Raw genomic sequence first — 12,208 nt, forward strand, 5'->3', positions numbered from 1 at the left:
GTTGTCGAAATATTATAATGTTTCTTTTTTGAAAGAATAGGAAATATTTTAATTATTATTTTGTAGAAATGAGGCGTAATTAGATGTTATCGAAAGAAGAAATAGTAAAATCCGTACCGCAAACAGGATTTTTTGGACAGCCGAAAGGGCTTCTATCTTTGTTCTTTACGGAGTTTTGGGAGCGTTTTTCATACTACGGTATGCGCGCAATTTTAATCTATTATATGTATTACGAAGTGACTCAAGGCGGTTTAGGGCTAGAACGATCAACAGCTAACTCTATTATGGCTGTTTATGGTTCCTTAGTTTATATGTCTGGGATTATTGGTGGTTGGATAGCCGATAGACTATTCGGTACTACTAGAACAGTGTTCTATGGCGGAGTATTAATTATGATCGGTCATATTGTACTGGCATTCCCAGGTGGTTTAACTACCTTATTCATATCCATGGCATTTATCATTATTGGTACTGGTTTATTAAAGTCTAATATTTCTACTATTGTCGGTGATTTATATTCCGCTGAGGATGCTCGTAGAGATTCAGGTTTCAGTATTTTCTATATGGGTATTAATATGGGAGCTTTCATTGCACCATTAATTGTTGGGACAATCGGCTTAGAGTATAACTTCCATTTAGGATTTGGTTTGGCAGCTGTAGGTATGGCAATCGGATTAGTAGTCTTTTTACTAACTAAGAAAAAATATTTAGGCTTGGCAGGATCTTATGTACCAAATCCGCTTACTAAAGAAGGAAAGAAAAAATTCTTTACGAGATTAGCAATAGCTGTAGTAATTATTGTTGCACTTGGTTATTATCTGATTCAAGCTGGTATTATGACGATTAACGTTTTCACTATGACTATCTCCATACTTGGTATTTTAATCCCAACTCTATACTTCATTATTATGTATAGAAGTGATAAGTCAACGGAAGATGAAAAGTCTCGTTTACTTGCTTACATTCCACTTTTCGTAGCAGCTATGATGTTCTGGGCAATTCAAGAACAAGGTTCTAACATTTTAGCTCAATATGCAGATGAGCGTGTAGATCTAACTCTTGGGTCATTTGAAATTTCACCTGCGTGGTTCCAATCGTTGAATCCATTATTTATCATCGCCCTTGCTCCAGTCTTTGCGTGGCTATGGGTGAAACTTGGGAATAGACAACCGTCAACCCCTCGTAAATTTGCATATGGGTTATTCTTTGCGGGTCTGTCCTTTGTCGTAATGATTTTCCCTGCTTACTTTAATGGTACTGATACGTTAGCTAATCCTATGTGGCTTGTTCTAAGCTTTTTCTTAGTAGTACTTGGTGAGTTGCTTCTTTCACCAGTTGGTTTGTCTGCAACTACAAAGCTAGCTCCAGCTGCTTTTGCTGCACAAACGATGAGTTTATGGTTTATGACAAATGCCTCTGCACAAGCAATTAATGCGCAGGTTGTAAAATTGTACAAGCCAGAAACAGAAATTATGTACTTTGGAGTAATAGGTGCAATTGCAATAGGGTTAGGGGTAATTCTTTATCTAATGACACCGGTCATCCAAAAATACATGCGTGGTATTCGTTAATTTGTAAAAAAAGTGAAACCTTTCAATAATTTGTTCGTATGTTAAGTGTGAAACAAAGAAGGGATGGGACTAACATGAAGAAATGGAAAATGCTATTAGCGGCTACTACGATGACTTTTGCATTAGCTGCTTGTAACGACACTGCTACACCGGCTAATAAGGAAGTAAAAGAAACTACTGATATGACTTTGGAAGAAGTATATAACAAGTCAATGGAAGTATCTGAGGAACTGAAAAGTGTTTCTGCTAAAGTGAATCTACACCAAAAAATGAATATACCAAGTGAAGAAGCAAACGTAGAGCTTAAGGCTGACATGGATATGGATGTAGTTATTGAACCAATGCAAATGCACCAAAAAGGAACAACTTCTATGAAAACAGAAGACGGATCAATGGACGAGTCGATGGAAACAGAGATGTACTTCAATGGAACTGAGTTCTATATGTATGAGGGAACAGGGAAGCAGTGGATGAAGCTACCAACAGATGCACTGGGTGACATCATGGCACAAACTAACTCAGCTAATCCTGCTAGCTCGCTTGCTGAACTTGAAGATTATATTAAAGACTTTAAATTTGAACAAGATGATAAAAATTATATTTTGACACTTGATGCATCAGGTGACAAATTTAATGAATTAGTACAAGCTCAAATAGATGAAACGCTTCAAAGCATGGCACAGGCTGGAGAAGACGTACAGCTAGATGTAAAAATTAATTCAATCAGCTATTTAATTCATATTGATAAAGAGAGCTTCCAAACTACTAAGGTTGATGTTACTGTAGATATGGATATGGAGGCAGAAGGCGAATCTATTAATATGAATCAAGATATGAAGACAGATTTCTCTAACTTTAATGGAGTAGAAAAAATTGAAATTCCTCAAGAAGTTATTGATAGTGCGATAACTATATAAAACTGAGTAAAGCCTGCCTATAATTGTTGGATAATTCAACATTTATAGGCAGGCTTTTTATATTTCCTTCAAGCCCTTTAGTTTTTTAAAAGTTTTCTTAATAAAGTAATGTTAGGAAACATTAAATTTAGGGAACACTAAAAGGGGAAAATTATTTAATAAAAGGAAGGTTAGCATGCTAACCTCTTTGACTTGGCTTATGTAAGGAGGCAATATCAATGTATGACTGTATTATTATCGGAGGCGGCCCCGCAGGCCTGGGTGCTAGTTTAACTTTAGGAAGAGCACGAAGAAAAATTGCCTTATTCGACGATGGGACAAATCGTAATAGAGTAACTCATGAATCACACGGCTTTATAACAAGAGATGGCATAAAACCACATGAATTCAAAGGGATTGGGCTAAGTGAATTAAAAAATTACCCGAATGTAAGTTACTTTAATAAGACCATTATTGAAGTAAGGAGAGAGAAAGAGGAAGGTAATTTTATCGTAAAAACAAGAGACAATAATGAATATGTTTCCGAAAAATTATTGCTTGCAACAGGTATTCAAGAAGTGTTTCCGATTGAAAGTATTCGGAAGTTCTATGGAAAAAGCCTCTTTAGTTGTCCTTATTGTGATGGGTGGGAGTTACGGGATAAGCCACTTCTGATTCTAGCTGAAAAGGAAGAACACATCCTACATATGGTTAAACTCATTTATAATTGGTCAAATGACCTGTTGGTGCTAACTAATGGAAATAACTTATCAGAGGAAGGTATGCGCGAGCTTGCCAAGCATAATATTGAAATAAAAAATGATCGAATAGAGGAACTTGTGGGTGAAGAGGGTTATCTCAAAGAGGTAAAGTTGGCGTCCGGTGAGATTATTAATAGAACTCTTGGATTTGTTGCTCCCACGTATTATCGCCCAAACTACTTTGCTGAGAAATTAGGGTGTGAAATAGATGAGAAAGGAAGAGTGATGACTGATCCACGTTGTCGAACAACACAAAAAAATGTATATGTTGCTGGAGAATCTAGAAAGCCTATACCTTCATCTCTTTTGATTGCAGCTGCAGATGGAAATAAGGCGGCAGTCTCCATTAACACAGATTTGACGGAGGAACGATTCTAGTATTTTTATAAATGCATCTTTGACTCATTAAAATCTGTCTATTCTCCTAATCGATTACCCTTGAAAGCAGAGGTTGCTTAGAACCTCTGTCCCCTCTCTAAAATTAGCTTATGAATCTATATCATTCGCTAATTCTTTGTACTTGTAAGCTATCTGGCTTATAATTCTTATAATAAATAGGAGGGATTCTGTGAAAAAATGGTTTTATCCACTAGGACTTGTTACATTACTAGGGTTTACAATGCTGTTTTTGAATATAGCTAAAGATGAAGTAGTGTCGTTAGATCAAAAAATGGGCAACCTTCTTGAAGGTAATTCATTTATCACAGCATTTCACTATTTTGGTGATACCAAATTTATTTTACTTATCGCGTTATTAATTATTTTATTATTATGGATACGTTCTCATAATTATCGAGGCATGCTATTTGTTTTATTTACGGTTGGGGTAGGGAATGCCTTGAACCAGCTCCTTAAAAGAGTAATCCAACGAGAACGTCCCGACGTCCCTTCCCAATTAGAAACTTATAGTTTCCCCTCTGGTCATGCGATGGTTGGCCTGCTCTATTTGTTTACAATTGCTTATTTAGCTACTGAGCATCAGACTAATAGAAAAATCACCGTAACCATTTGGTTGGGGGCCATATTCATGTCCGTCATGATAGGACTTTCTCGAATAGCAGAATCTCGACACTATGCATCCGATGTGTTTGCTGGGTGGATGGTAGGGTATACATGGTTTGTAATGGTGGCTCTTTGGTACGAATATAGAAAGCGTAAGAGAAAAAATAAAAAGAATAGATTATAAATCCTTTCCGATTCGTGGAGAGGATTTTTTGTAAGGAGGAAAGAAAGTGTTTGAGATACCGAACCATTTAATGGATATATGCATAAAAAGAATAGAGGGATCACCGGTTGAAGGTTTTGTAAAAGGTAAAGGACCGAGAAAGCCTACTCTTATGCTGGTGGGAGAAGCACCAGGAGAGAACGAGGCTATACAAGGTCTCCCTTTTGTAGGGAGAGCAGGGGAGGAACTAAAAAAATCGTTAGCTAGTATAGGACTAACAAGAGAAGATGTATATATGACAAGTGCTGTAAGAAGCCGTCCATTCATATGGAAAGATAAAAAAGAAAGAAACGGCGAGACAGTAAAAAAGAAGTATAATCGCCCACCCACTCAAAGTGAGATCCTTGCTCATGCTCCAATATTAGATTTTGAACTATTAAATATTTCTCCATTACTAATCGTTACGTTAGGAAATGTGGGATTACAACGCTTACTTGGAAAAAGTGCGACAGTTTCTAAATTACACGGTCAATTATTGCAAAGACCAGTTCAAATTTTAGAGTCTTTAAACTCCACCCAATATACTTGGTCTAGTGAAACCTATACAATTATTCCAACCTATCATCCTGCTTCTGTATTCTATCGCCCTTCCAACAGAGAATTTCTAGAAGACGATTGGAAAACGATAGGGGATTACATTAAAACGCAAAGATTTTGACACTTTCTTAGGTTGAAGAAAGTTGCTTAAAGGAAACTTTTTAAGTATAATAAGCTTAAATTAGAGAGAAAGAAGATGGGTCAATGGATGGAAATGTAGTTTTTGCATTATTACTTACTTTATTTGCTGGCCTAGCTACTGGAATAGGGAGCTTATTGTCTTTACTTACTACTAGAACAAACAAAAAGTTTCTATCTGTAGCACTTGGGTTTTCAGCTGGAGTGATGATTTATGTTTCCCTCGTAGAGATATTTGTTAAGGCCAAAGATTCATTAGTAGAAGAGCTAGGTTCTACTAATGGCTATTGGGTTACTTTAGCTGGTTTCTTCGGCGGGATGTTTTTCATCGCTTTAATAGATAGGTTGATTCCTTCACATGAAAATCCGCATGAAGTAAAAGGTGTTGAGGATATGAAACTCAAACCAGCGAATGCAGAAGATGCTCGTTTAATGAAAATGGGTATGTTTACTGCTCTTGCTATTGGTATTCATAATTTCCCAGAGGGGATTGCAACCTTTGCTTCAGCATTACAGGATCCTAACCTTGGTATAGCAATAGCTATTGCAGTAGCTATTCATAATATTCCAGAGGGGATTGCGGTAGCGGTTCCTATATTTTATGCTACGGGTAGTCGAATGAAAGCATTTAAACTTTCATTCCTATCCGGGCTAGCAGAACCAGTAGGTGCTTTAGTTGCCTTTCTAATATTGATGCCATTTTTAAATGGTGTAATGTTCGGGATAATTTTTGCGGCAGTTGCCGGTATTATGGTATTTATTTCGTTAGATGAGCTATTGCCTGCTGCGAAGAAGTATGATGAAACTCATTCTTCAATGTATGGGGTTGTAGCTGGGATGCTTGTGATGGCTTTAAGTTTAGTATTAATGGCATAAAAAAGGCAGTGAAGGTCTCCTCGTGATGAGAGACTTTCACTGCTTTTTATATGAACGGAGACTCCTATTTAAATAGAGGAAAGCTGAGGTGGCCGTTGTGATTCCCCTTTGCTTGGTTTTTGCTTTAAAGAAACAATTCCTGTTTTATTGATAGAGGTTGGTACAAATTCAAAGCTAGGAAAAGAGTCTTTCATTTGAGAGATGAACTCCATCTCCTTTCCTTTTTGTACAAGAGACAACAGGGTAGGGCCAGCACCACTAATACAAGTACCGAAAGCACCTGCTTTTTTTGCTGCAATTTTTAGAGCTCTACTATGTGGGATTAGGTCTAATCGATAAGGCTCATGAAACAAATCCTCTTCCATGTATATACCTGCCTGCTCAAAGGACTGAGAGAGGAAAGCAGCTACCAATAAATTTGCAGAAGCACTAGCCTGTGTCGCGATTGGTCGTGTGTAATGCTCAGGTAAGACATTTCTAGCTAGTTCTGTTTTAAGTTCAAATGAAGGAATAGCTAATACAAAACTAGCATTTATATGGTATGAATGAAAAACGTGAATTTCTCCATAATCAGTACTAGAAGATATAGTAAAACCTCCAAAAATAGAGGCAGCCGCATTATCAGGATGGCCTTCTATCATTGTAGCTATTTTTAGCTTGTCATGAGCAGTCAGCTGAAGCTCTAGCAATTGATTGGCTACCTCAATTCCAGCAACTACTGCAGACGCACTACTTCCCATACCGCGGGCTAGAGGGATTTCGCTTTTTAATCGTAATGCACAAGCTGGTAGTTCCAGTCCATGCATAGCTGCTGTTTTAGAAGCAGCCTGGACAATCAGATGATCAGCTGGGTCGGAGACGACTGGTAGATTCTCAGTCAAATTTTCGATAGAAAGCTGGGGAGCAAGTTCTACCTCAACTTCTAAATACTTGTCTAATGCAATACCTATTGAGTCAAAACCAGGACCTAAGTTTGCTGTGCTTGCTGGTATTGAAATAGTCCATGACATTATGCGAGCACCCCCTCTATAAATGCACTTAGTGCAGTTGCGTTACTTTCAATTTTATGTGGTGGTTCCACTTTTACATCAATTGCAGTTTGCGGATCCTTTAACCCATTTCCAGTTAGAATGGCAACGACCTTGCTGCCAGGTTTTATCTTACCTTCCTTGGCAGATCTTAAAACTCCAGCGATGGATGCACAGGATGCAGGTTCTGCAAAGATACCCTCTCTACTAGCAGTTAGCTTATATGCCGCAATCATCTCATCATCAGATACAGCCTCGATAAGTCCTCCTGATTCATCCCTTGCAGCAACGGCATATTCCCAGCTTGCTGGATTACCGATCCGAATGGCTGTGGCAATTGTCTCAGGAAATTCTATAGGTTTGCCTTGAACTATAGCGGCAGCACCCTCTGCTTCAAAACCAAATATTTTGGGTAGTCCAGTTTGCTTTTTGTCGTTATATTCCTTAAACCCCTTCCAATAGGCTGTAATATTCCCGGCATTGCCAACTGGTATTGCTAAATAATCTGGAGCAGCTCCAAGTACATCGCAAATCTCGAAAGATGCAGTTTTTTGTCCTTCTATTCTATAAGGATTTACAGAGTTTACTAGAGTAATCGGGGAAGATTCGCTAATAGTACGAACCATATCTAATGCCACATCAAAGTTACCTTCTATTTGAATAACTTCAGCTCCATACATATAAGCCTGAGCTAGTTTCCCAGCAGCGACCTTTCCCTCAGGTATGACAATTACTGCACGCATTCCGGCTCTTGCTGCATAGGCAGCTGCAGCAGCTGAGGTGTTACCAGTAGACGCACAAATAACTGCTTTGCTACCTTCCTCTTTCGCCTTAGCTACTGCAAATACCATTCCTCTATCTTTGAAGGATCCTGTTGGATTTGCTCCTTCTATTTTTGCGAATAACTCAATTCCTAATTCTTCTGATAAATTTTCTAATTTAATAAGAGGGGTATTCCCCTCTAATAATGTAAGTTTAGGTGTATTTTCTGTAACAGGTAAGAATTCTTTGTATTGTTCAATAAGTCCTTGCCAAGCCATGTAAATTTCCGCCCTTCTGTTCTTCTTGAGTAAACATTTGTATTTGTATAAAGGACATTTTACTCTAAATATTTCAAAAAAACAAGAAAAAATTTATATTGTAAGTTACCTAAACAATGAGTATACTAATCATGTAAACTAAAAACATTACAGGTGTAAAGACAGGGGAATAAAATGACTACAATTAATGAAGAAAAAGTTAGTAAACAAAAGCCATTATCTAAAAATAAATTGCTTGGTATAGCAGGGCTAGCATGGATGTTCGATGCAATGGACGTCGGGATTTTATCTTTCGTTATCGCAGCCTTAGCTACTGAGTGGGCACTAACCCCAAATGAAATGGGCTGGATTGGAAGTGTTAACTCCATTGGTATGGCAGTAGGTGCTCTAGTATTTGGGGTATTGGCCGATAAGGTTGGCAGAAAGAAAATATTTATGATAACGCTCATCTTGTTTTCCGTAGCAAGTGGTCTATCTGCTTTAACTACCACGTTATTTGCATTTTTAGCTCTACGCTTTCTTGTAGGTATGGGGCTTGGGGGAGAGCTACCTGTTGCGTCTACTTTAGTGTCAGAAAGTGTGGAGGCAAAGGAAAGAGGACGAGTAGTTGTCTTACTAGAAAGCTTCTGGGCAGCTGGTTGGATTATTTCCGCATTGATTGCTTACTTTATAATTCCTGACTATGGTTGGAGAGTAGCACTATTGATCACTGCGTTACCTGCGTTTTATGCGATCTATTTACGTTTAAAGCTACCTGACTCTCCAAAATATACTGAAAAAAATACTGAAACTAGATCTATCATCCAAAATATGAAGGGTGTATGGGCAAAGAAGTATGCAAAAGCAACACTCATGTTATGGATTGTCTGGTTTACTGTCGTGTTTTCTTATTACGGGATGTTTTTATGGCTACCGAGTGTGATGGTCATGAAAGGTTTCTCTCTTATCCAAAGCTTTGAGTATGTTCTCATTATGACCTTAGCCCAATTACCTGGTTATTTTTCTGCTGCTTGGCTAATTGAGAAAGCAGGACGTAAATTTGTTCTTGTTACCTATTTGTTAGGGACTGCGGCAAGTGCTTTTGTATTTGGGTCTGCAGAAACAACAGCGGTCTTGATCGTATCTGGTATGCTGCTGTCCTTCTTTAACTTGGGAGCGTGGGGAGCATTGTATGCATACTCACCAGAGCAGTATCCAACTGTTATTCGTGCAACAGGATCAGGTATGGCTGCATCTGTCGGACGTATTGGTGGAATACTTGGCCCATTATTAGTAGGTTCTCTAGTGACTGCTGGGTATGAAATTGGATGGATCTTTGGTATCTTCTGTATTGCCATTATCATAGGTGTAATAGCAATTATATTTTTAGGAACGGAAACTAAACAAGTGGAACTAGAATAAGAAGGTAAAAAGCTGCTTCCTATGAGGCAGTTTTTTTATTGTTTAGGAAATTCTTCCTCGCTTTTTCCCATTTGCCTGTCGGGTCAGAACAGGCGCTTGCGCTTTTCTTGATGTCTAGCTCCATCGCCTTGCCCCTCGGGTCAGAACAGGCGCCTGCGCTTTTCTTGTTTGTCTCTTGGTTAAAAAATAGTACAATGAAGTTATCTCATAATAAAGGGGGATATAAAAAATGCCAGGCTCAAAACACAAAAAGATATTAATAATTGGTTCGAGTGGAGCGGGTAAATCTACTTTTTCAAAGCAGCTCGCTAAAAAGTGGGATTTGCCATTGGTTCATTTAGATTCCCTCTATTGGAACGAGGGGTGGGTCCCGGTTTCAAAAGATGAGTTCATAGAAAAGGTAAAAAAGAAGCTAGAAGAGGATCAGTGGATTATAGATGGAAACTTCAACTCAACACTTGAGTGGAGAGTGAAGTATGCAGATTTAATCATATTTTTGGATTTCCGACGAACACTCTGTACATATAGAGTATTAAAACGGGTTTGGGCACACCATGGGAAGACTAGAGATGACATGGCTTCCGGCTGTAATGAGAAGTTGGATTGGGAATTTCTAAAGTTCGTTTGGGGATTTCCAAGTAAAGTCAGGCCTACCATACTTAAGGTGCTGTCTGAAGCTGGTAAGAGCAGGGACATATGCATATTAAGAAATCCTAAGGAACTAAAGACATTTTTAAATACTGCTCCACCAGTAAAATGAAATATATTAGGGGTGTAAAAAATGAAAGAAAAAATATTGAGTGACAGGCAAATAATCGAGTTAATACCTCCGAATGCAGATATCATTCTGCCTTTAACAAATGGCGAACCACATAAGCTTTTGGATATATTAGAAGAAAATGCTCATGACTTAACGAATGTAAAGGTACATCAGTTGTTGGCATTAAAGCATCGTCCTTATATGGAAGGTGCCTATCCTGGAAAGTTAAAGCATGTTTCTTACTTTCTAAGTGGAGCAACGCGAAAGGCATTCCATCAAGGTCTAGTCGACTTAGTGCCAAATCACTTTCATGAGATGCCTAGAATTCTACGGTCATCCACGAATCTTTCGATGGTTATGGCAGTTGCATCTCCTATGGATGAATTTGGGTACTTTTCCTTGGGGACACAGGCAGATATAGTGAGTGAGTTTATTGGAACAGTGCCATTCATATTAGAAGTGAATGAGCATATGCCAAGAACATTTGGTCAAAATCAAGTTCATATTAGTCAAATACTTGGTTATGTAGAAAATAATCGTCCTTTATTAGAAGATGTGGCGCCTCCGATCGGAGACAAAGACCTAAAAATAGCAGAGTATGTTACTGATATGATTGATAACGGAGATACGTTACAAATTGGAATAGGTTCTATTCCAAATGCGGTTGTAAGCCTACTAAAAAATCATAAGCATTTAGGAATCCACACGGAAATGTTTGTAGATGGAATTGTCGACTTAGTGGAGGCGGGTGCTATTGATGGTACACAGAAATTTACGAACAGAGGAAAAATAGTAGCTACTTTTGCGCATGGATCCAAGAAGTTGTATGACTTTCTAAACAATAATCCATCCGTAGAGTTTTTGCCGGTTAGTGTTGTAAATGACCCACGTGAAATTGCAAAGGAAGAACGAATTGTATCTATTAATGCAACTACTGAGGTAGATCTGTATGGACAATGTGCTTCTGAGACAGTTGCAGGTAAATATTATTCATCTTCAGGTGGACAAGCTGATTTTGCAAGGGGAGTAAGATTTTCTAAAAAAGGAAAAGGCTTTGTATGTATGACATCAACCGCCAAAAATGACGAGATTTCTCGCATTAAGCTTTCGTTAACACCTGGGTCTATAGTGACTACATCTAAAAATGACATTGATATGATTGTCACCGAATACGGCGTAGCTAGTATGTTCGGCAAGCCGATTTCCAAGCGGGCTGAGCAGCTGATTTCAATCGCTCATCCTAAGTTCCGAGAAGAGCTAACATTTGAAGCGAAAAAGATGGGGCTAATTTTATAATGAAACCAATCGAGCCTACTTTTTTTCATCAACCAACATTAGAGCTTGCAAGGGATTTAATAGGGAAGTACATAATCCATGAGCATACTAGTGGTCTGCTAATTGGGAAAATTGTTGAGACGGAAGCATATATGGGGGCAGAAGATCGAGCAGCTCATAGCTTTGGTAATCGCAGAACGAAGCGAACAGAAGTAATGTTCGGGGAGCCAGGACTAATTTATACGTATCAAATGCACACGCATACATTGATTAATGTAGTTGCAGCTCCAACGGGCATTCCTCAGGCTATTTTAATACGTGCTGTAGAGCCAATAGAAGGTTTGGAACAGATGAAAGTGAATAGACGTGAGCTTCCAATGAAGCAATGGACAAACGGTCCAGGAAAGCTGACGAAGGCAATGGCTATTACAATGGATTACTATGGGCATCATTGGAGTAAAAAACCTTTGTATATGTCAGAGGGTGAGGTAGCTCCATCCATCTCTACTGGACCGCGCATTGGGATAGAAAACAGTGGAGAAGCCGTTCATTATCCTTATCGTTTCTGGGAAACTGACAATCCATATGTATCGAAAATGCGATAGAACAACTAAAGTGCTGATTGATGGGTACTAAAAGTCCTCAAGGAATCTTAAGCTAATTTTGAAGCTAATAAACGAGGAAATAATGTAAAAAGAAA

12 protein-coding genes are annotated in these 12,208 nt (G+C 38.4%); 10 read left to right on the plus strand and 2 right to left on the minus strand.

The window, feature by feature from the left end; translation table 11 throughout:
* The first annotated feature begins 83 nt into the window (after nt 1–83).
* The 6 genes from M3627_RS05950 to zupT all read left to right on the plus strand — a co-directional run bounded on the left by M3627_RS05950 (nt 84) and on the right by zupT (nt 6,004).
* A complete protein-coding gene (locus M3627_RS05950; protein ID WP_251553304.1) occupies nt 84–1,571 on the plus strand; it encodes a peptide MFS transporter in 1,488 nt (495 codons plus the stop codon).
* Nucleotides 1,572–1,645: 74 nt separating this feature from the next.
* Nucleotides 1,646–2,488 (plus strand): DUF6612 family protein, encoded by an 843-nt coding sequence (locus M3627_RS05955; RefSeq protein ID WP_251553305.1) that lies wholly within the window; start codon nt 1,646–1,648, stop codon nt 2,486–2,488.
* A 212-nt stretch (nt 2,489–2,700) separates the two neighbouring features.
* A complete protein-coding gene (locus tag M3627_RS05960) occupies nt 2,701–3,606 on the plus strand; it encodes an NAD(P)/FAD-dependent oxidoreductase (RefSeq protein ID WP_251553351.1) in 906 nt (301 codons plus the stop codon).
* A gap of 190 nt (nt 3,607–3,796) precedes the next feature.
* A complete protein-coding gene (locus M3627_RS05965; protein WP_251553306.1) occupies nt 3,797–4,414 on the plus strand; it encodes a phosphatase PAP2 family protein in 618 nt (205 codons plus the stop codon).
* A gap of 70 nt (nt 4,415–4,484) precedes the next feature.
* Nucleotides 4,485–5,111: a uracil-DNA glycosylase gene (locus M3627_RS05970; protein ID WP_285841654.1), complete on the plus strand. Its 627-nt coding sequence runs from the start codon at nt 4,485–4,487 to the stop codon at nt 5,109–5,111.
* A gap of 83 nt (nt 5,112–5,194) precedes the next feature.
* On the plus strand, nt 5,195–6,004 hold the full coding sequence (gene zupT, locus M3627_RS05975) for a zinc transporter ZupT (RefSeq protein WP_169358489.1): 810 nt from the start codon (nt 5,195–5,197) through the stop codon (nt 6,002–6,004).
* A gap of 68 nt (nt 6,005–6,072) precedes the next feature.
* On the opposite strand, the gene thrB is transcribed toward zupT, so the two are convergent.
* Together thrB and thrC are read right to left on the minus strand one after the other, a co-directional pair.
* A complete protein-coding gene (gene thrB, locus M3627_RS05980) occupies nt 6,073–7,014 on the minus strand; it encodes a homoserine kinase (protein ID WP_251553308.1) in 942 nt (313 codons plus the stop codon).
* Complete coding sequence (gene thrC, locus M3627_RS05985) at nt 7,014–8,072, minus strand: threonine synthase (RefSeq protein WP_251553309.1); 1,059 nt, start codon at nt 8,070–8,072, stop codon at nt 7,014–7,016. Before thrC ends, thrB begins: the two co-directional genes overlap by 1 nt.
* A gap of 174 nt (nt 8,073–8,246) precedes the next feature.
* On the opposite strand from thrC, the gene M3627_RS05990 reads away from it, so the two are divergent.
* The 4 genes from M3627_RS05990 to M3627_RS06005 all read left to right on the plus strand — a co-directional run bounded on the left by M3627_RS05990 (nt 8,247) and on the right by M3627_RS06005 (nt 12,113).
* A complete protein-coding gene (locus M3627_RS05990) occupies nt 8,247–9,473 on the plus strand; it encodes an MFS transporter (protein ID WP_251553310.1) in 1,227 nt (408 codons plus the stop codon).
* Between the two features lie 229 nt (nt 9,474–9,702).
* Nucleotides 9,703–10,233: a DNA topology modulation protein gene (locus M3627_RS05995; RefSeq protein WP_251553311.1), complete on the plus strand. Its 531-nt coding sequence runs from the start codon at nt 9,703–9,705 to the stop codon at nt 10,231–10,233.
* Nucleotides 10,234–10,254: 21 nt separating this feature from the next.
* On the plus strand, nt 10,255–11,529 hold the full coding sequence (locus tag M3627_RS06000) for an acetyl-CoA hydrolase/transferase family protein (protein ID WP_251553312.1): 1,275 nt from the start codon (nt 10,255–10,257) through the stop codon (nt 11,527–11,529).
* Nucleotides 11,526–12,113, plus strand: coding sequence for a DNA-3-methyladenine glycosylase (locus M3627_RS06005; RefSeq protein ID WP_483315281.1), 588 nt, complete (start codon nt 11,526–11,528; stop codon nt 12,111–12,113). Before M3627_RS06000 ends, M3627_RS06005 begins: the two co-directional genes overlap by 4 nt.
* The last annotated feature ends 95 nt before the right edge of the window (nt 12,114–12,208 follow it).

The organism is Psychrobacillus sp. MER TA 171 (assembly GCF_023713305.1).
Classification (GTDB): Bacteria; Bacillota; Bacilli; order Bacillales_A; family Planococcaceae; genus Psychrobacillus.

Excerpts from the sequence above, each read along its gene's own strand:
- M3627_RS05950 (WP_251553304.1), top strand. The coding sequence starts at position 84 with ATGTTATCGAAAGAAGAAATAGTAAAATCCGTACCGCAAACAGGATTT.
- M3627_RS05955 (WP_251553305.1), top strand. The coding sequence starts at position 1,646 with ATGAAGAAATGGAAAATGCTATTAGCGGCTACTACGATGACTTTTGCA.
- M3627_RS05970 (WP_285841654.1), top strand. The coding sequence starts at position 4,485 with ATGGATATATGCATAAAAAGAATAGAGGGATCACCGGTTGAAGGTTTT.
- zupT (WP_169358489.1), top strand. The coding sequence starts at position 5,195 with ATGGATGGAAATGTAGTTTTTGCATTATTACTTACTTTATTTGCTGGC.
- thrB (WP_251553308.1), bottom strand. The coding sequence starts at position 7,014 with ATGTCATGGACTATTTCAATACCAGCAAGCACAGCAAACTTAGGTCCT.
- thrC (WP_251553309.1), bottom strand. The coding sequence starts at position 8,072 with ATGGCTTGGCAAGGACTTATTGAACAATACAAAGAATTCTTACCTGTT.
- M3627_RS05990 (WP_251553310.1), top strand. The coding sequence starts at position 8,247 with ATGACTACAATTAATGAAGAAAAAGTTAGTAAACAAAAGCCATTATCT.
- M3627_RS05995 (WP_251553311.1), top strand. The coding sequence starts at position 9,703 with ATGCCAGGCTCAAAACACAAAAAGATATTAATAATTGGTTCGAGTGGA.
- M3627_RS06000 (WP_251553312.1), top strand. The coding sequence starts at position 10,255 with ATGAAAGAAAAAATATTGAGTGACAGGCAAATAATCGAGTTAATACCT.